This is a genomic window from Bradyrhizobium sp. HKCCYLRH2047 (assembly GCF_051168175.1).
Classification (GTDB): domain Bacteria; phylum Pseudomonadota; class Alphaproteobacteria; order Rhizobiales; family Xanthobacteraceae; genus Bradyrhizobium.
In genome coordinates, this window is the sequence record NZ_JBNPUM010000001.1 from 712,067 (window position 1) to 730,562 (window position 18,496).

Annotated in this window: 15 protein-coding genes and 1 tRNA gene; 9 read left to right on the forward strand and 7 right to left on the reverse strand. The window is 65.1% G+C overall.

What is annotated here, in order from left to right:
* Positions 1-67: 67 nt before the first annotated feature.
* Both ACQR1D_RS03190 and ACQR1D_RS03195 read right to left on the reverse strand, forming a co-directional pair.
* Positions 68-379: a DUF1272 domain-containing protein gene (locus ACQR1D_RS03190; RefSeq protein WP_315801714.1), complete on the reverse strand. Its 312-nt coding sequence runs from the start codon at positions 377-379 to the stop codon at positions 68-70.
* Between the two features lie 91 nt (positions 380-470).
* Positions 471-950: an Lrp/AsnC family transcriptional regulator gene (locus ACQR1D_RS03195; RefSeq protein WP_316238039.1), complete on the reverse strand. Its 480-nt coding sequence runs from the start codon at positions 948-950 to the stop codon at positions 471-473.
* A gap of 118 nt (positions 951-1,068) precedes the next feature.
* Between ACQR1D_RS03195 and hppD the strand changes: the two genes are divergently transcribed.
* A complete protein-coding gene (gene hppD, locus ACQR1D_RS03200; protein WP_316215266.1) occupies positions 1,069-2,187 on the forward strand; it encodes a 4-hydroxyphenylpyruvate dioxygenase in 1,119 nt (372 codons plus the stop codon).
* A 357-nt stretch (positions 2,188-2,544) separates the two neighbouring features.
* Here hppD and ACQR1D_RS03205 read toward each other — a convergent pair whose 3' ends face one another.
* The 4 genes from ACQR1D_RS03205 to ACQR1D_RS03220 all read right to left on the reverse strand — a co-directional run bounded on the left by ACQR1D_RS03205 (position 2,545) and on the right by ACQR1D_RS03220 (position 7,580).
* Complete coding sequence (locus tag ACQR1D_RS03205; RefSeq protein ID WP_434838216.1) at positions 2,545-3,657, reverse strand: CaiB/BaiF CoA transferase family protein; 1,113 nt, start codon at positions 3,655-3,657, stop codon at positions 2,545-2,547.
* 173 nt (positions 3,658-3,830) lie between these two features.
* Complete coding sequence (locus ACQR1D_RS03210) at positions 3,831-4,631, reverse strand: FAD binding domain-containing protein (RefSeq protein WP_434838195.1); 801 nt, start codon at positions 4,629-4,631, stop codon at positions 3,831-3,833.
* A gap of 18 nt (positions 4,632-4,649) precedes the next feature.
* Entirely contained in the window at positions 4,650-6,995 is a 2,346-nt protein-coding gene (locus tag ACQR1D_RS03215) for a xanthine dehydrogenase family protein molybdopterin-binding subunit (protein WP_434838194.1), read from the reverse strand.
* A 99-nt stretch (positions 6,996-7,094) separates the two neighbouring features.
* Positions 7,095-7,580, reverse strand: coding sequence for a (2Fe-2S)-binding protein (locus ACQR1D_RS03220; protein ID WP_315717018.1), 486 nt, complete (start codon positions 7,578-7,580; stop codon positions 7,095-7,097).
* A gap of 300 nt (positions 7,581-7,880) precedes the next feature.
* Here ACQR1D_RS03220 and ACQR1D_RS03225 point away from each other — a divergent pair, with 300 nt between their 5' ends.
* The 4 genes from ACQR1D_RS03225 to ACQR1D_RS03240 all read left to right on the forward strand — a co-directional run bounded on the left by ACQR1D_RS03225 (position 7,881) and on the right by ACQR1D_RS03240 (position 14,354).
* Entirely contained in the window at positions 7,881-9,917 is a 2,037-nt protein-coding gene (locus tag ACQR1D_RS03225; protein ID WP_434838193.1) for a methyl-accepting chemotaxis protein, read from the forward strand.
* Positions 9,918-10,340: 423 nt separating this feature from the next.
* Positions 10,341-11,855: an MFS transporter gene (locus ACQR1D_RS03230; protein WP_316238042.1), complete on the forward strand. Its 1,515-nt coding sequence runs from the start codon at positions 10,341-10,343 to the stop codon at positions 11,853-11,855.
* Positions 11,856-11,858: 3 nt separating this feature from the next.
* Positions 11,859-12,677: a trehalose-phosphatase gene (gene otsB / locus ACQR1D_RS03235; RefSeq protein ID WP_434838192.1), complete on the forward strand. Its 819-nt coding sequence runs from the start codon at positions 11,859-11,861 to the stop codon at positions 12,675-12,677.
* A gap of 216 nt (positions 12,678-12,893) precedes the next feature.
* Positions 12,894-14,354, forward strand: a complete 1,461-nt coding sequence (locus tag ACQR1D_RS03240) for a trehalose-6-phosphate synthase (RefSeq protein ID WP_434838191.1) — start codon at positions 12,894-12,896, stop codon at positions 14,352-14,354.
* A 42-nt stretch (positions 14,355-14,396) separates the two neighbouring features.
* Here ACQR1D_RS03240 and ACQR1D_RS03245 read toward each other — a convergent pair whose 3' ends face one another.
* Entirely contained in the window at positions 14,397-14,741 is a 345-nt protein-coding gene (locus ACQR1D_RS03245) for a hypothetical protein (RefSeq protein WP_434838190.1), read from the reverse strand.
* A 220-nt stretch (positions 14,742-14,961) separates the two neighbouring features.
* Here ACQR1D_RS03245 and ACQR1D_RS03250 point away from each other — a divergent pair.
* From ACQR1D_RS03250 to ACQR1D_RS03265, 4 genes are all read left to right on the forward strand, one after another.
* Positions 14,962-15,051 (forward strand) — tRNA-Ser (locus ACQR1D_RS03250).
* 164 nt (positions 15,052-15,215) lie between these two features.
* A complete protein-coding gene (locus tag ACQR1D_RS03255; RefSeq protein WP_434838189.1) occupies positions 15,216-16,439 on the forward strand; it encodes a tyrosine-type recombinase/integrase in 1,224 nt (407 codons plus the stop codon).
* Positions 16,440-16,624: 185 nt separating this feature from the next.
* Entirely contained in the window at positions 16,625-16,861 is a 237-nt protein-coding gene (locus ACQR1D_RS03260; RefSeq protein WP_316215256.1) for a helix-turn-helix domain-containing protein, read from the forward strand.
* A 63-nt stretch (positions 16,862-16,924) separates the two neighbouring features.
* Entirely contained in the window at positions 16,925-18,322 is a 1,398-nt protein-coding gene (locus tag ACQR1D_RS03265; RefSeq protein ID WP_316215255.1) for an AAA family ATPase, read from the forward strand.
* Positions 18,323-18,496 lie beyond the last annotated feature (174 nt).

Here is an 18,496-nt window from a genome sequence, read left to right on the forward strand (position 1 = left end):
TCCACTGCCGTCATTCCGGGGCGGCCCGCAGGGCCGAGCCCGGAATCCATAGTGACGGGAAGAGAGCTCAACGCTCCACTGGCGGCACGTGCTTCACGCCGGCGACGAAGGCGGCAACATCCTCGGCCGCATATTTCAGGTGAACGCGCTTGTCCGACGGCACTTGTTTCACGGTGCAGACCCCCGGCCGCCACTGCCGCGCCGGCCGGATCGGCCGCGGCGCGAAGCCGCCGCCGCAGTTCGGGCAGACGTTGAACAGCCTGGTCTCGACGCAGTCGGCGCAGAAGGTGCATTCATAGGAGCAGATGCGCGCGTCCTGCGCGGCCGGCGGCAGGTCCTTGTCGCAATATTCGCAATTGGGCCGAAGCTGCAGGGCCATGGGCGTCTCGCAGGTCAGGGAGCACGGCAATCGTCGCAAAAGTGATGGGGATGTTGAAGGGCGCAAATCCCTCGATTCGCGCCGTATGAGCTCAGCCGGTCGATAGCGACGCCAGCGGCAGCTTGGCGCTTTCCTTGAGACGGTCGAGCACGATCGAGGAGCGCACGTGCGCCACGCTCTGGTGTGGCATCAGCACGTTGTTGACGATGTCTGACAGGCTCTTGAGGTCGCGCAGCACCACCTTCAGCAGGTAGTCGGAATCGCCCGTCAGCGCGTAGGCCTCCTGGATGTCGTCGATGCGGTTCACCAGCGCGCGAAACTTCTCGGCGTTGTCGGGCGAATGCGTCGCCAGCGTGATCTGGATGAAGGCGATCAGCTCGAAGCCGAGCGCTTGGCTGGCGAGCTGGGCGCGGTAGCCGGCGATGACGCCGTCCTCCTCCAGCCGCATCCGCCGCCGCGAGCATTGCGAGGCCGAGAGCCCGGCGATCTCGGCCAGCTCCTGGTTGGTCAGGCGACCGTCATCCTGGAGCGCGGCCAAGATGCGGAGATCGAAGCTATCGACGAAGTTCATGCGCTATCTCCCCTAATCATGCACGGATCGTGCATATCTCGGCGAAAATGACAATGGTTTGCATGCTCCATGCATCGAATTGGGGAGATCATGAACCCAATCAGCCTAGGAGCTTGCCATGGGTCCGTTTCCGCACGATGCGCCGCCTGCCACCATCTCCGCCGACAACCCGATGGGCACGGATGGCTTCGAGTTCGTCGAATATGCGCATCCCGACGCCGGCGAGCTGCATGCCCTGTTCAAGCTGATGGGCTTCGTGGCGGTCGCGCGCCACAAGACCAAGGCGATCACGCTGTATCGCCAGGGCGACATCAACTATCTCGTCAACGAGGAGCCCGGCAGCCACGGTCACGACTTCGTCGCCGCGCACGGCCCCTGCGCGCCGTCTATGGCGTTCCGCGTGGTCGATGCCAACAAGGCTTACGCGCGCGCGATCGCGCTCGGCGCCGAGCCGGCCGACCTGCCCGCATCGCAGAAGACGCTGGACGTTCCTGTGATCAAGGGCATCGGCGGCAGCCTGCTGTATCTGGTCGATCGCTATGGCGCCAAGGGCTCGGCCTATGATCTCGAATTCGACTGGACCGGCGCGCGCGACCCGCGGCCCGCGGGCTCGGGCCTCTACTATATCGATCACCTGACCCACAATGTGCATCGCGGCCGCATGAACGTGTGGGCCGGCTTCTACGAAAAGCTGTTCAACTTCCGCCAGATCCGCTTCTTCGACATCGAGGGCCGCGCCTCGGGCCTGTTCTCGCGCGCGCTGACCAGCCCCGACGGCAAGATCCGGATTCCGATCAACGAGGACGCCGGCGATTCCGGGCAGATCGAGGAGTATCTGAAGATCTATCGCGGCGAAGGCATCCAGCACATCGCCTGCGGCGCCCGCGATATCTACTCGACCGTCGAGGGCCTGCGCGCCGCCGGCCTGCCGTTCATGCCGTCGCCGCCCGACACCTATTTCGAGCGCATCGACGCGCGTTTGCCCAAGCATGGCGAGGACCTCGCCCGGCTGCAGAGAAACGGCATCCTGATCGACGGCGAGGGCGTCGTTGCCGGCGGTCACACCAAGGTGCTGCTGCAGATCTTCTCGGCCAATGCCATCGGTCCGATCTTCTTCGAGTTCATCCAGCGCAAGGGCGACGACGGTTTTGGCGAAGGCAACTTCAAGGCGCTGTTCGAGTCGATCGAGGAGGACCAGATCCGCCGCGGCGTGCTCAAGGTCGAGGCGGCGGAGTAGGGCCGTTCATCGGTGTGTGTTGTTCTCGCTGATGCAGCCCAGACTTCCGCTGTAGCCCTGGATTGCTTCCGCCTTCTCTTCGAGCTTCGGCGGACAAGTCGTTGCGCACGCAATGACGGTGTGTGTGGGACGCACGCCTTCGCTCCACAGACAGTGTCGTCCCGGCGAACGCCGGGACCCATACCGCGTGATGTATCGGTCGGGCACAGTCATCGATAATTTTCGCCACACGACGGCCGGTGGCTATGGGTCCCGGCGTTCGCCGGGACGACACCGCGTTTGAGGCAGGGGCGTGGCCAACTCACTCAGATCGGAATAGTCGCGTAGCGCACCGTCGGCGCGACCGCAGCCGTCCGCTTAACGCCCAGCCTTCCAAGCATTCACCAGCGTCCCGATCTCCGTCACCTCCGGCTCACGGATGGTCGACGGCGTCCGTGAGAACCTTGGCGCTGGCGCGGGCTGCGTCACGCCGTGCCGCTGGACGAACACGCCGCGCGCGGCCATGTGGGCGTGCTTGGGCGCCTCCGACATCGTCAGCACCGGCGCGAAGCAGATGTCGGTGCCTTCCATGATCGCGCACCATTCCTCCCGCGTCTTGCTCTTGAACACGCTGACCAGCTTCTCCTTCAGCGCCGGCCATGCGCGCGGATCCATCTGTGCATCGAAGGCGGGATCGGAGAGATCGGCGTGCTGCCGCAGCAGCGCGTAGAACTGCGGCTCGATCGAGCCGATCGAGATGAAGTTGCCGCAGGCGCATTCGTAGACGCCGTAGAAGTGCGCGCCGCCATCGAGGAAGTTGCGCTCGCGCCCCTCGGTCCAGCGGCCCATCGCGGTGAGGTCGAAGAACATCGCGAGCAGCGAGGCCGCGCCGTCGCACATCGCGGTGTCCACCACTTGTCCCTTGCCGGACTTTGACGCTTCCAGCAGCGCGGCAAGCACACCGACGACGAGGTAGAGCGCGCCGCCGCCGAAGTCGCCGACCAAGTTGAGCGGCGGCACCGGGCGCTCCCGGGGTCCGATCGCGGCCAGCGCGCCGGTGATCGAGATATAGTTGATGTCGTGACCGGCCGCATGCGCCAGCGGTCCCTCCTGGCCCCAGCCGGTCATGCGGCCGTAGACCAGCTTCGGATTGCGCGCGAGCACCACGTCGGGGCCGAGGCCGAGCCGCTCCATCACGCCGGGCCGGAAGCCTTCGATCAGCGCGTCGGCACCGGCGAGCAGATCGAGCACCTCGGCGATGACCGACTTGTCCTTGAGATCGAGCTCGATCACCTTGCGACCGCGGCCGGCGACCGACTTCATCGTCTTGCGCGCGCCGACACGATCCAGCGTCACCACCTCCGCGCCCATGTCCGCCAGCAGCATGCAGGCGAACGGACCCGGTCCGATGCCGGCGAACTCGACGATGCGGAAGCCTGCGAGCGGTCCGGTGGCGCGGGTCTGGTTGTGAGGAGCGGTCTTGTCGAGCACGTCGTTGTGTCCTTGATTCACGCGTCTTTTCGGATCGCGTTCTGATCCGCAATTGTCCCGCGTGCATCAGGCCAACGCAAGCGCGCCGTATGCCGCAAAGCAAAACGGCGCGCATTGCTGCGCGCCGCATGGAATTTGTCGTGCCGTTGCGCGGAATGATCCGCGTTGCGAGGTCAGCCCGCGGCCTGAACCGCGCGCTTCGCCATCACCTTCACCAGATTGGCGCGATAGTCCGCCGAGCCGTGGATGTCGCTGAGCAGGCCGCTCGCCGGGATGCTGACCCCGTCGATCGCCGACGCCGACCAGTTCGACTTCAAAGCCGCCTCGATCGCGGGCACGCGCATCACGCCGCTCTGCGAGGCGCCGGTGGCCGCGACGCGGACGTCGCCGCCCTTGGTCTTGGTGACGAACACACCCGTGAGCGCAAAGCGCGACGCGGGGTGGCGCATCTTGGCGTAGCCGGCCTTCTCCGGCACCGGGAACGACACCTCGGTGATGATCTCGCCGTCCTCGAGCGCCGTCGTGAACAGGCCCTTGAAGAAATCATCGGCCAAGATCGACCGCTTGTTGGTCTTCACCGTGGCACCGAGCGAAACCAACGCCGCAGGGAAGTCGGCAGCCGGATCGTTGTTGGCGATCGAGCCGCCGATCGTGCCGCGGGAGCGCACCGCGGGATCGCCGAGCACCGAGGTGAGATGGGCGATGGCAGGGATCGCCTTCTTCACATCGGCATTGGTCATGATGTCGTAATAGGTGGTCGCGGCCTTGATGGTGAGCGTGTCGCCGGCCAACTGGATGCCGATCAGGTCCTTGATCTTGCCGATGTCGATGACATCGGACGGAGCAGCAAGGCGCTGCTTCATCACCGGGATCAAGGTGTGACCGCCGGCAAGGAACTTGGCTTCGCTGCCCTTGCTGAACAGCGCCGCCGCCTCGTCGACCGAGGAGGCACGGTGATAAGTCGTCTGATACATGGTTGCTCCTCCGTTCGATCAGGCGTTGCCGTGGATCGCGTGCCAGACGCGGTCCGGCGTCGCCGGCATTTCCAGCTTGTTGTTGCCAATCGCATCCGTGATCGCGTTGATCACGGCGGCGGATGCGCCGATCGCGCCGGCCTCGCCGCAGCCCTTCACGCCGAGCGGATTGCCCGGGCACAGGGTCGTGGTGTGGCTGAGCTTGAAGGACGGCACGTCGTCGGCGCGCGGCATCGCGTAGTCCATGAAGGACGCCGTCACCGGCTGGCCGTTGCTGTCGTAGATCGCGTGCTCGAGCAGCGCCTGGCCGATGCCCTGGACGAGACCGCCGTGGACCTGGCCCTCGACGATCATCGGGTTGATCAGCCGGCCGAAATCGTCCGCCGCCACGAAGTTGACGAACGACGTCTTGCCGGTGGCCTCGTCGACCTCGAGCTCGCAGATATAGGTGCCGGCCGGGAAGGTGAAGTTGGTCGGATCGTAGAAGGCACTCTCCTTCAATCCGGGCTCCATGCCGTCCGGCAGGTTGTGCGCGGTGTAGGCGGCGAGGGCGACCATCGGCAGCGCGATCGACTTGTCGGTGCCGGTCACCTTGAACTCGCCGTTCTCGATGACGATGTCGCCTTCCGAAGCCTCCAGCGCATGCGCTGCGATCTTCTTGGCCTTGGCCTCGACCTTCTCCATCGCCTTGAGGATCGCGGTGAGGCCGACTGCGGCCGAGCGCGAGCCGTAGGTGCCCATGCCGAACTGCACCTTGTCGGTGTCGCCATGAACGATCGAGACCTGGCTGATCGGCACGCCCAGGCGCTCGGCAATGAGCTGGCAGAAGGTGGTCTCGTGGCCCTGGCCGTGGCTGTGCGAGCCGGTGAGCACCTCGATGGTGCCGACCGGATTGACGCGGATCTCAGCCGATTCCCACAGACCGACGCCGGCGCCCAGGCTGCCGACTGCCTTCGACGGCGCGATACCGCAGGCCTCGATGTAGCAGGAGAAGCCGATGCCGCGCAGCTTGCCCTGCGCCTTGGCGGCTGCCTTGCGGGCCGGGAAGCCGGCATAGTCGATGGCCTTCAGCGCCGCGTCGAGCGAGGCGTTGAAGTCGCCGGTGTCGTAGGCCATGATCACCGGGGTCTGGTGCGGGAACTGGGTGATGAAGTTCTTGCGCCGCAGCTCGGCCGGATCGACCTTGAGCTGGCGCGCCGCGGTCTCCATCAGCCGCTCCAGCAGATAGCTCGCCTCAGGGCGTCCGGCGCCGCGATAGGCGTCGACCGGCGTGGTGTTGGTGTAGACGCCCATCACCTCGGCATAGATCGCCGGGATGTTGTACTGGCCCGACAGCAGGGTCGCGTACAGATAGGTCGGCACCGAGGACGAGAACAGCGACATGTAGGCGCCGAAATTGGCGTGGGTCTTGACGCGCAGCCCCAGGATCTTGTTGTCGGCATCGAGCGCCATCTCCGCCTTGGAGATGTGGTCGCGGCCGTGCGCGTCGGTCAGGAACGCCTCGGTGCGGTCGCCGGTCCACTTCACCGGGCGGCCGACCTTCTTGGAGGCCCACAGCGCCACCATCTCCTCGGGATAGATGAAGATCTTGGAGCCGAAGCCGCCGCCGACGTCGGGCGCGATGACGCGCAGCTTGTGCTCCGGCGCGATGTTGTAGAACGCCGACAGCACCAGGCGGGCGACGTGCGGGTTCTGCGACGTCGTGTAGAGCGTGAAGTGCTCCTCGGCGGCGTCGTAGTCGGCGATCGCCGCGCGCGGCTCCATCGCGTTGGGTGCGAGCCGGTTGTTGGTCAATTCCAGCGTGACGACGTTGGCGGCCTTGGCGAAGGCGGCGTTGACCGCTCCCTCGTCGCCAATATGCCAGTCATAGACGACGTTGCCGGGGGCCTCCGGGTGAAGCTGCGGCGCGCCGGGCTTCAGCGCGGAGGGCATGTCGGCGACCGCCGGCAGCTCTTCATATTCCACCACGACGGCTTCGGCCGCGTCACGGGCGAGGTTCTTGCTCTCGGCGATCACCACAGCGACGGCCTGGCCGACGAACCGCACGGTCTCCGGCGCCATCGCCGGCCATGCTCCCATCTTCATCGGCGAGCCGTCTTTCGAGGTGATGGCCCAGCCGCAGATCAGGTTGCCGACCTTGTCGTCGACGATCTGCCTGCCGGTCAGCACCGCGACCACGCCCGGCATCGCCTCGGCGGCCGAGGAGTCGATGCTCTTGACCTTGGCATGCGCGTGCGGGCTGCGGATGAAATGGGCAAAGGTCATGCCCACCAGTTTGACGTCGTCGACGTAACGGCCCTTGCCGGTGATGAAACGCTTGTCCTCCTTGCGGACGACGCTGGCGCCAATGCCTTCCATACCCATGCGAATCTCTCCCCTACCGGAGTTCTATTGTCCCGCCGCGGCCATCGCGCGCAGCGGTCGTGGTCTCGGTATTGCGGTAAACGGCGGCTCTCGCCCGCCTCATTCGGCAGCTTGCGCGACCTTCATCCGTCCGGCAGCGTCGAGCACGGCCTTGACGATGTTGTGATAGCCGGTGCAGCGGCAGATGTTGCCTTCCAGCTCCTCACGCACCGTGCTCTCGTCGAGCTCGCCTCCGTGGCGGTGCACAATATCGATCGCCGACATGATCATGCCCGGCGTGCAATAGCCGCATTGCAGGCCGTGATTGTCGCGGAAGGCGGCCTGCATCGGGTGCAGCTCGTCGCCCTTGGCGATGCCTTCGATGGTGGTGACGTTGGCGCCGGCAGCCTGGCCGGCGAGCACGGTGCAGGATTTCACGGCGCGGCCGTCGATATGGACGACGCAGGCGCCGCATTGGCTGGTGTCACAGCCGACATGGGTGCCGGTGAGATTGAGATGATCCCGCAGGAGGTGAACGAGCAGGGTGCGATCCTCGGCCTCGACCGAGACCGCCTTGCCGTTCACCGTCAGTTTGACTGTCGACACGAGTAACCTCCCGATGAATTTTTCTTATTCTGATTAGAAACAGCGCCCTCAGGACTTTGCAACTCGAATTTTCGTCTCTGATGTCATTGCGACGTCTTGCGCGCGGCCTCGGCGATTCGGTCGCATGTGGCCCGCCATGCGAGGCGGCACCGGCGCAGGTGAGAGCGCAGGCCGTAGGCCGATGCTGCCCATTTACCGCCCCTTAGCCATTGTGACGTAGTTTTGATCACGCTCTGGTGCGTTGCCGCCGGGCGGGTTGGTTTGTGGCCAATATTAAAGAATGGCGTGTCGGGGGTGGGAATGTCTGCGCAGCTTGCGCCGCAGTCGCGGCGTGCCAATTTTCTGACCCTGCGATTTCGCGGCAAGATCGTCCTCGGCTTTGCCGTGGTGCTGGCCATCTCCGCCGTCAGCATCGGCTTCTCCTATCTGGGGTTCGAGCGGGTCGCCGCGGCGGTGGCGGCCTATCGCGGCAGCGTTGCGGAAGCCGACACTGCCCGCACCGTCGATCGCGAGCTGGTCTCGTACCAGGCGCTCGCCCGTTATTATGCCCTGACCGGCAAAGCCGAGGACGAGGCGGCGGCCACCGCTGCCCAGCAGGCGCTCCAGGCCGCGATCGACAAATCGATGGCCGCGACCGGCGCCGAGCGGCGTGCGCAGGTCGGCAAGCTGCAGGCGCAGTTTCAGGCCTTCGCCAAGACGTTCTCGAGCATCGTTGCCCTGACCCGCGAGAACGCCAAGCTGGCGACCGACCAGATCGGCATCATCGGCAACAAGATCCGCTTCAAGTTCGATGATCTGGCGGACACTGCCGCGCTCGCCGGCCTGCCGTCGGTGCAGACGACGGCCAAGGACCTCACCGGCCAGTACCTGACCGTGTCCGCGCTGGTCGGGACCTATATCGCCAAGCCGGATGCCAAGACCGCCGACGGCGCCATCGCGCGGACGCGCTTCCTGGAAACCTCGCTGGTGACGATCTATGCCAATGACGAGAAGATCACCCAGCGTGTCGCCGAGCTCGGCGACCTGATCAAGCAGTATCGCGCCGCCTTCATCAAGCTATCGGAGAACATGAAGGCGCTCGGCAAGCTTGAACAGGAAATGGGCCTCGTCGGGACCGAGATCATCGCGCTGTCGAACGGGCTGAAATCCGAGGTCGCCTCCGACCAGCAGCGCATCGAGGCCGCCGCCAACACCACCATCGCGGACATCGAGCGGCTGATCGCGATGCTGGCGATCGGCGGGCTGACGCTCGGCGCCGTGCTGGCGCTGATGCTCGGCAACGGCATTTCCAAGCCGATGATCACGGTGTGCAAGGCGATGCGCGAGCTCGCCTCGGGCAATTTCGACGTCCGGCTGCCCGGCCTCGGGCGCAGCGACGAGATCGGCGAGATGGCGGCGGCGGTCGAGGAGTTCAAAGTGCAGGCGGTGGCCAAGGCCGAGCGCGACGCCGCGACGCAGGACGCCCAGAACAAGGCGGCGGGCGCCGCGCGGCGGGCCGAGCTCATCCGCTTCGCCGACGAGTTCGAGACCGCCGTCGGCTCGATCGTGTCCAACGTCTCGACCTCGGCCGAGCACCTCGAGCAGGCGGCCTCGACGCTGACGCGCACCGCCGAGACCACGCAGTCGCTGGCGAGCCGCGTCAGCGGCACCTCCGACCAGGCCACCGGCCGCATCCACTCGGTGGCGAGCGCGACCGACGAGCTGTCGGCCTCGGTCGACGAGATCGGCCGCCAGGTCCGCGAGTCCAGCCGCATCGCGGAATCCGCCGTGGCCCAGGCCGAGGAGACCGACGGGCGCATCGGCAAGCTGTCGCGCGCGGCGCAGGAGATCGGCGACGTCGTCAAGCTGATCACCGCGATCGCCGAGCAGACCAACCTGCTGGCGCTGAACGCGACCATCGAGGCCGCCCGCGCCGGCGATGCCGGCCGCGGCTTTGCGGTGGTGGCTTCCGAGGTCAAGTCGCTGGCGGAGCAGACCGCCAAGGCGACCGACGACATCTCCAACCACATCTCAGGCATGCAGGCGGCGACCCAGGAGTCGGTGACCGCGATCAAGCAGATCGGCGGCACCATCCGCCAGATCTCGACCATCGCCTCGTCGATCGCGACGGCGGTCGAGCAGCAGGGCGGCGCGACCCAGGAGATCGCGAGGAACGTGCAGAGCGTCGCCGCGGGCACGCAGGCCGCCGCCACCGACATCACCCAGGTCAATCGCGGCGCGACCCAGACCGGCGAAGCCTCGGAGGAGGTGCTGCGCTCGGCCCAGTCGCTGTCCTCGGAGAGCGCCCGCCTGCGCGCGGAGCTCAACCGCTTCATGACCAACATCCGCGCGGCGTAAATCGTCAGGACTTTTGCCGGTCGCACTCGATCGGCCGATGGTATGCCGAGGCCGCCGCCGCACATTCCGCTGTCGTCCCCGCGAACGCGGGGACCCATACGCCGCAGCAGTCGTGGGACGGGCGGTATTGATCGCGTACCTCAAATTGGCATCACGCGGTATGGATCCCGGGTCTGCGTCCGCCGACGCTTTGCGTCAGCGGACTTGCCCGGGACGACAGCCAAGTGTGAGGCGGCATTTGGGGCCCGCCACGCGACCGTCTGACCCGGCCTGATTGGTGCCGAGAGTAGGTTCCCCACCCCGCTTGGGGGAACCCAGCGCTGGCCGAGACGTTGGGTCGCAGCGGCAGGGTTTCGCTGCCGCATTTGCTTCATCCTCTCGGTCGAGCATGCGGTGCGACCCGCGCCGTCGCATTGGGATTCCATGGCACCCCGACAGGCATCCTTTCCGCACCTCCGCGTCATCACGTCAGCGCCGCCATCCAGCGCGCCGCCGGACGACACGGCAGGCCAGGATCGCGTCATCGAAACCAACATCCCCGCCCGGCTCGACGACCTCCGCTGGAGCGCCTTCCACACCCGCGTCGTGCTCGCGCTCGGCATCACCTGGGTGCTCGACGGGCTCGAGGTGACGCTCGCCGGCGCCTTGTCGGGCGCGCTGAAGCAGAGCCCGGCGCTGCACTTCTCCAATCTCGACATCGGGCTTGCCAACAGCGCCTATCTCGCCGGCGCCGTGCTCGGCGCACTCGGCTTCGGTTGGCTGACCGACCGCATCGGCCGCCGCAAGCTGTTCTTCATCACGCTCGCGCTCTATCTGTCCGCGACCGCCGCCACCGCCTTGTCGTGGAATGTCGCGACCTACGCGCTGTTTCGCTTCCTGACCGGCGCCGGCATCGGCGGCGAGTACACCGCGATCAACTCGACGATCCAGGAGCTGGTGCCGGCGCGCTATCGCGGCTGGACCGATCTCATGATCAACGGCAGCTTCTGGCTGGGCGCCGCGCTCGGCGCCGTCGGCGCCATCGTGCTGCTCGATCCTGATGTCACCGGCCCGGATGTCGGCTGGCGGCTGGCCTACGGCATCGGCGCCTGTCTCGGCCTGGTCGTGCTGATCATGCGCATGTGGATTCCGGAAAGTCCGCGCTGGCTGATGATCCATGGCCATCCGGACCAGGCGCACGACATCGTCGCCGCCATCGAGCGCGACGTCACCGGCCATGACCGCGAGGAGCGTGCGAAGACCCTGCCGAAGATCCGGCTGCGCATGCGCGATCACACGCCGCTCGCCGAGGTCGCGCGCACGCTGTTCTCGGTCTATCGCCAGCGCTCGCTGGTCGGCTTGACGCTGATGATCGCGCAGGCGTTCTTCTACAACGCGATCTTCTTCACCTTCGCGCTGGTGCTGACCGATTTCTACGGCATCAAGTCCGATCACGTCGGCTGGTACATCCTGCCCTTCGCGGCCGGCAACGTGCTCGGGCCGCTGCTGCTCGGCCGCCTGTTCGACACGCTCGGCCGCCGCGCCATGATCACCTTCACCTACGGCGTCTCCGGCGTGCTGCTCGCGCTCACCGGCTATCTGTTCTCGATCGGCGTGCTGAGCGCCGCGACCCAGACCGCGGCCTGGATGGTGATCTTCTTCTTCGCGTCACCGGCGGCGAGCGCCGCCTATCTCACCGTGTCGGAGAATTTTCCGCTGGAGGTGCGCGCGCTCGCGATCGCGCTGTTCTACGCCATCGGCACCGGGATCGGCGGCGTCGCGGGACCCGCGCTGTTCGGCGTGCTGCTCGACAGCGGGGCGCGCGGCGCGGTGTTCGGCGGCTATCTGTTCGGTGCCGCGCTGATGCTGGTGGCGGCGCTCGTCGCTTGGCGCTATGCCATCGCGGCCGAGCGCAAATCGCTCGAGCAGGTGGCGCGACCGCTCGCTGTCATGGAGTAGATGATGAAGTCCGAAAACTCCGATCTGACTGCTTCGCCTGCGTCGGAGCCCGCCGAGATCGTTCCGACGCCGGTGAGTCTCGTGCCGCACCTTCGCGAGGTGGCGATCCTGCTCGATATCGACGGCACCCTGCTCGATCTTGCGCCGACGCCGCGCGAGGTGTGGGTACCGCCGGGCCTTGCCGAGGCACTAAACGCGTTGCTGCAACGAACCTCCGGCGCGCTGGCGCTGGTCTCGGGCCGCTCACTCAACGACATCGATCTCATCTTCGCGCCGGAGGTCTACCCCGCCGTCGGGGGGCATGGCGCGGAGATGCGGCTCGGCGGCGGCGGCGAGGCGGATGCGATCAAGGCGCCGCCGCTGGACAAGGAGCTGAAGCGCAGGCTCGCCGCGATCGCCAAGCTCAGCCCCGGCATTCTGCTCGAGGACAAGGGGTACTCGCTGGCGCTGCATTATCGCCTCGCGCCGCAGGCGGAGAAGGCGATCTACGAAGAGGTGTCGCGTATCCGTGCCGACCTGCCGGGAGCGCCGATCGAGGTGCTGCCCGGCAAGTGTGTGTGCGAGATCAAGCATGCCGGCTTCACCAAGGCGAGCGGCGTGCGCGAGCTGATGCGGCACGCGCCGTTCAAGGGACGCAAGCCGTTCTTCATCGGCGACGACGTCACCGACGAGACGGTGTTCGCGATCATGCCGGATTTCGCCGGCCTGTCGTTCTCGGTCGGCCGCCGCGCGCTCGGTGTCGACGGACATTTCGACGCACCGGACGACGTGCGCGCGTTCCTGGCGCGCCTCGCCGACGGCGGAACTAATTCGTCGACCTAGCGGTCCGCGCAGGGGTTCCGCATCGCCGCGTTATTAGTTCCATTCGCCATGCATTCGCATGTTGCATGCGTCGCTCTTGATTAGAAACGTTCTGACTTGATTGACGCTGTGATTACACCGCGCGAATGCCCGAATTTGGTTTCATTTGGTTGAAAGGGTGGCCTGGAACCATATTGATGAACAGCTGTTAACCGACATGACCAACAGGAGGGAGCTGTGAACCTCGTCGTGGTTTCGAATCGGGTGGCGCGTGGCAAAGCCAACGAGCCAATGACCGGCGGACTTGCGGCAGCATTGCTGCCCGTTGTGGAGAAATCGGGGGCAGTATGGGTGGGGTCTTCGGGACGTGTGCGTGACGGCGCGCAGACGGAGCCGATCGCGGAGATCGAGCAGATCGGTGAAGGCGCGCTGGCGCTGCTCGATCTGCCAGCCGCGCATTATGCCGGCTACTACGAAGGCTTCGCCAATTCGGCACTGTGGCCGGCGCTGCATTCGCGCAGCGATCTGATCAGCGTCTCGCATGATGATTATCGGTCCTATCGCGAGGTCAACGCCTTCGTGGCGCGCGCGCTGCTCCGATTCCAGAAGCCGGACACCTTGTTCTGGATCCAGGACTATCACTTCCTGTCGCTCGGCGCGGAGTTGCGCACGCTCGGTGTGAAGAGCCCGATCGGTTTCTTCCTGCACACGCCGTGGCCCGCGCGCAGCGTCATCGACAGCGTGCCGAATCACCGCGATCTCGTCACCGCGATGCTTGCCTATGATCTGATCGGCTTCCAGACCGAGGATGATCGCGAGAATTTCACCGCCTGCATCCGCACCGATCTCGGCCTGCAGGTGCGTGACGGCGTGGTCAGGTCGCTGCACGGCCGCACCCGCCTGGCCGTGTTCCCGATCGGCATCGACGCCGACAAGTTCGCGCAGCAGGCGGCGAAGGCGGTGGCGCATCCGGATGTGTCGCGACTGCGCCGCAGCCTGAACGGCGAAAAGCTCGCCATCGGCGTCGACCGGCTCGACTACTCCAAGGGCCTGGTCAATCGCATCAATGCCTTCGATCGCATGTGGACGATGCACCCGAGCCTGCTGCGCGCCGCGTCGCTGCTGCAGATCGCGACGCCCTCGCGCGAATCGATCGAGGCCTATGGCAATCTGCAGAGCGAGGTCGCGCGCCTGGTCAGCGAGGTCAATGGCCGCCACGGCGAGGTGGACTGGACCCCGATCCGCTACCTCAACAAGGGCTACGGGCAGGGCGTGCTGGCAGGACTCTATCGCAGCGCCCAGGTCGGCGTCGTCACGCCGCTGCACGACGGCATGAACCTGGTGGCGAAGGAGTATGTCGCCGCGCAGAGCCCGGTCGATCCCGGCGTGCTGGTGCTGTCGAAATTCGCCGGCGCCGCCAACGAGCTCGACGCGGCGCTCCTGGTCAATCCGCATGACATCGACGGCATGGCCCGGACGATCGCGACGGCGTTGTCGATGCCGCTTAACGAGCGGCGCATGCGCTACGAGATCATGATGACGAAGCTGCGCCGCCATTCGATCCAGCAGTGGTTTGCCGACTTCGTCGAGACGCTGCAGGACGGTGACGCCGCCGAGGTCGAGATCGAACCCCTGCCTGCGGCGCCCGCGGGCTTCCTGGCCGGCCGCATGCTCTCGCCCGGTGCGCGCTATCACTGAATGGCTCGCGCCTCGCCGCCGGTGGCGGCGAGGCTCACAGGCTCAATGGCAGTAGGACACGCCGTCGAGCACGGCGCAGCGCAGCTTGTTCGGCGAGCTCGGATTGTCCATCGGCACCATGCCCTTGCCCTGTCCGACGAACACGCCCGGCCCGACGACCACCGAGGCCTTGTTGCCGATGATGACGGACGGGTGTGGATTCAGGCTGGACCTGGTCCCGTCCGGCCACAGGATCGCGTCGCCCTGCCAGATCCCCTTGCGGCCGTCGTCGCAGGTCACGTCGACCCCCTGTTTGGTGCATTGATCAGCGCACGCCGCCCCGGTGGCGGCGAGGCTGAACGCCGCGGCCAGCAGGATGGCGAGACAGGCAGGGGAGGATGGCGGCATGGCGAGGTCCCTCATGGGCAGCCGGATCGAGGCCGCAAATCAGTGGTCGTGCCGTCCGCCCGGCCGGTTCACGGTGGGGCCGGCCGGGCGGGGGCGATGCCAGATCGAGCCCGCAACCAGGGCGGATTGATGATTTTTATCAGCGATTTGGGGGAAATTTGCCGCCGAGGCCCCCGCCCGGCTTGCAAAACGCCGCCGACCCCGCCAAGAGAGGGCCGCCGGAGAGATGGCCGAGTGGCTTAAGGCGCACGCTTGGAAAGCGTGTGTGCGGGAAACCGTACCGTGGGTTCGAATCCCACTCTCTCCGCCAGTAGATTGTTCTCCTCTATATCCGATTGTACGAATCGACAGCAAAAACAACGCTTTGCGTGATGAGGGCTGTGGCGGTCAGTGCCGCGATGTTACCCCTTGTCACCATGCAAACCGTAGCTTTGGCCGTAGGTTCGGAGGACGGATTTTCGCGAGGGAGAACGCATGGTCGGCAAGCTCAAGCCTCTCGACATCGAACGCGAAACTCGGCCTGGCAAGTACACTGACGGCGGCGGTCTCTACCTGATCGTCGGGAGCCCCACGTCGAAGAGCTGGAGCTACCGGTACTGGAAGGACGGCAAGCAGCGCTGGCTCGGCCTGGGCTCGCTCAAAGATGTCCCGCTCAAAGAGGCCCGGCTCGCTCGTGATGCGGCGCGCCTTCGCGTAAGGGGCGATCGCAGCATGCCGGGTGTCGACATCGTTCAGGAGAAGCGAGCGGCCCGCGAGGAAGCGAAATCCGTAGACGTCAAGGTCACCCGTCCCATCTTCCAGGAGTGTGCCGAAGCCTACATTCGCGAGAATTGGTCGGCCTGGAGCAAAAAGCACCGCAATCAATGGCCGTCGTCGCTCGAACGCTACGCTTATCCAACCATCGGAAAACTCACGATCCCGGAGATCAAGCCGAGCCACGTCTACGAATTGCTGCGGCCGATCTGGGTTGAGAAGCGAGAAACCGCCAATCGCGTCCGCGGGCGGATCGAAACCATCATCGCAAGAAACGTCGACGTTGACGACACGGATTTCCGGAATCCTGCAGGGCTCACCAAACAACTGCGCGAGAAACTACCGCGGCGGCCGAAGCGCGTTGTCCGTCATCACCCTGCATTGCCTTACGCCGAAGCTTCGCAGTTCGTGGCAGACTTGTCCGCGGCAGCCGGTATCGCGGCTTCAATGCTGAGCTTTCTGATATTCACCGCGTGCCGTACTAATGAGGTGGTAGACGCACGTTGGTGCGAGGTCGATGGGCCGTCATCGACCTGGAGAATCCCGGGCCAACGTATGAAGATGAACCAGGACCATGTCGTGCCGCTCTCGAAGCCAGCGCTCGCGATTCTCGATCGCATGCGTGATGGGGGCCGCAGTGAACTGATCTTTCCAAATCCGGGCGGCGGATCGTTTTCGGAGAACGCAATGCTCGCCGTACTCGATCGCCTCGGCTACAGTCACGTCACGGTACACGGCTTCCGCTCGACTTTCGCGACCTGGGCCGAAGAATGCACGGACTATCCAGACGGCGTGCGCGAGGCAGCACTTGCGCACAAGTACAAGTCCGAGACCGCGGCAGCCTACCAGCGCGGACAGAAGCTAGAGAAGCGTCGTGCCCTCATGAAAGATTGGGCGCAGTTTTTGACGCCGGCGAGCGTAATCGGCTTTCGTGAAGCTGGCTGATCGTTGAGTTACTTTTGAAGCCTGCGCAAAGCTTGCGTTTGGGACATTGAACCAGCGGGCCTACGCATTGGCGTCTGATTGTTCGCTGTAGCCGCCGAAAATGCACGCCATAGCTCGAACACTTTGCGGAAACTCCTTTCTTCGGCATGCTCAGGAATGTCCGGAAACGACAGGATGTTTCGCTCATGTCTACTGACTCGGTAGCGTTGGAAGGGCCGCTTGTTGCATCGCCAAACCAGACGATGAGAGCCATCCAGGTCTCGCGCAAGAAGCTGTATGAGCTCATCAACAACGGTGAGCTTGAGAGCTACACGGAAGGCAAGTCTCGCCGGATCACGATCAGATCAATCAACGAATATATTGACCGCCGGCTGGCCGCGGAAGCAGTTCGTCGCGGCCGCGCCGCCCCCAATAGCATCTAAGCATTTAGGTCTCTGAGTGCGGTGGGCGGCCATCTCTTGGCCGACTTGCTCCGGACTTTTCGGATGAAGCAAGATGCACGCATCGCAACGCCGGTCAGAGACGCGCAAAAGGCCCTCTCGCTCGCCGCTCGCATCGTTGCGAATGCGCCAGCCTCACCGTCTGCGCGACTTCAGGCGCTACAGGACATGGCCGATCATCTGCGTGAGTATGTGCAGAACGGCTGCCTCAGCCCCGCTACTGTTGTCGACAAGATCTTCGAAGTTGCGGAGTCAAATGGTCTTACTGGCGAAGCTGGCGGCGACAAGGAAGCCGCTGTCATGCAAATCGCGATGTCGGCGAATATGCCGCTCGAATTGCAACCGGAAGTGCGATCCGACCGCCGCTCCAGCGCTCAGCCTTCGCAGATCCCTCCGTTTCTTGAAACCAAGACCCCGGTCGACTGGAAGGATACGGAGCCGCTTGAGCAGCGCTGGCTGGCGGCCGCTCGGATCCCGCTCGGCGACCTCACGCTCTATTCGGGCAATGGTGGCGCTGGCAAGACCGAAACCGCGGTGCAGCTGCTGGTTTCGGTCGCCGCAGGACTCGGCGACTGGCTGGGTTGCGTGGTCGAGACTGGACCGGCACTGTTCCTCAGCTGTGAAGAGCCTGAGACCAATGTTCGCGACCGGATCGAGCGCATCTGCGACCACCGTCATATCGATCCGCATGCAATCGAGCATCTGCACCTGCATTTTCCTGACCTCGATGCGACCTGGCTTGCGACCACGGACCGGCTCGGCAAGGTCACGAAAACTGCACTTCTTTTGCAGATCGAAAGCTGGCTTTCTGGGCATCGGCCAATGCTCGTCGTCATCGATTCGATCGCCGCAGTGTTCGACGGCGAAGCCATCGCCCGACGACAAGTCCGCAGTTTTCTTGCGATACTTCGGAAGATCGCTCGCGACAATGCGACGGCGATTGTGCTACTCGACCACCCCTCGGTACGCGGTATGGCCGACGGTTCAGGAACGGCAAATTCTGTCGATTGGCGCAACTCGGTCCGCTCCATGTTGCACCTTTCGGACGCCGACAAAAACGATCCGGATATCCGAGAACTCGAGGTTAAGAAATCGAATTACGGCCGCGCTGGAGAGAAAGTCAGATTGCGATGGAACGGCCTGACTTTCGTTCCGGCGACGTCGGCCGAGAGTTCACCCTATCGCGCTGCTGCCGAACGCGAGGTCGATGAACTGTTCCTCAAATTGCTCGACAAGCGCATCGCCCAGGGCCGGCCCGTCCGGCCAAGCAGCGGCCGCGGCAGCGCGCCGTTCGAGCTGGCGGGCGATCCCGAGGCGAACGGAATATCGGCCGGCGCCCTTCGCGCTGCGATGGAGCGTTTGTTCACGTCGGGCAGGATCGTGAGCGTGGAAACGGGTCCGGCATCGAAGCGCCGCAAGCACATTGAAAGAGCGCCCCGATGACCTTCCATCGCCCCTTCGATCGGTCTTCCATTGCTTCCAACGCTCATCCGAACGCCCCTGCCAACGGTTATTCCATCGCCTGCCATCGGCCCTTCCATCACAGGTGTTCTATCCCCCCACACCCCTGCAGCGATGGAACGCGTTGCTCTGGTCAGGCTGCGCTCGCGTACACAG

What these genes read in the sequence shown, in the direction of transcription:
- ACQR1D_RS03190 (WP_315801714.1), bottom strand. Translation starts at nt 379, where the DNA reads ATGGCCCTGCAGCTTCGGCCCAATTGCGAATATTGCGACAAGGACCTG.
- hppD (WP_316215266.1), top strand. Translation starts at nt 1,069, where the DNA reads ATGGGTCCGTTTCCGCACGATGCGCCGCCTGCCACCATCTCCGCCGAC.
- ACQR1D_RS03260 (WP_316215256.1), top strand. Translation starts at nt 16,625, where the DNA reads ATGTCTACTGACTCGGTAGCGTTGGAAGGGCCGCTTGTTGCATCGCCA.
- ACQR1D_RS03230 (WP_316238042.1), top strand. Translation starts at nt 10,341, where the DNA reads ATGGCACCCCGACAGGCATCCTTTCCGCACCTCCGCGTCATCACGTCA.
- ACQR1D_RS03215 (WP_434838194.1), bottom strand. Translation starts at nt 6,995, where the DNA reads ATGGGTATGGAAGGCATTGGCGCCAGCGTCGTCCGCAAGGAGGACAAG.
- ACQR1D_RS03210 (WP_434838195.1), bottom strand. Translation starts at nt 4,631, where the DNA reads ATGTATCAGACGACTTATCACCGTGCCTCCTCGGTCGACGAGGCGGCG.
- ACQR1D_RS03255 (WP_434838189.1), top strand. Translation starts at nt 15,216, where the DNA reads ATGGTCGGCAAGCTCAAGCCTCTCGACATCGAACGCGAAACTCGGCCT.
- ACQR1D_RS03245 (WP_434838190.1), bottom strand. Translation starts at nt 14,741, where the DNA reads ATGCCGCCATCCTCCCCTGCCTGTCTCGCCATCCTGCTGGCCGCGGCG.
- otsB (WP_434838192.1), top strand. Translation starts at nt 11,859, where the DNA reads ATGAAGTCCGAAAACTCCGATCTGACTGCTTCGCCTGCGTCGGAGCCC.
- ACQR1D_RS03265 (WP_316215255.1), top strand. Translation starts at nt 16,925, where the DNA reads ATGAAGCAAGATGCACGCATCGCAACGCCGGTCAGAGACGCGCAAAAG.
- ACQR1D_RS03225 (WP_434838193.1), top strand. Translation starts at nt 7,881, where the DNA reads ATGTCTGCGCAGCTTGCGCCGCAGTCGCGGCGTGCCAATTTTCTGACC.
- ACQR1D_RS03195 (WP_316238039.1), bottom strand. Translation starts at nt 950, where the DNA reads ATGAACTTCGTCGATAGCTTCGATCTCCGCATCTTGGCCGCGCTCCAG.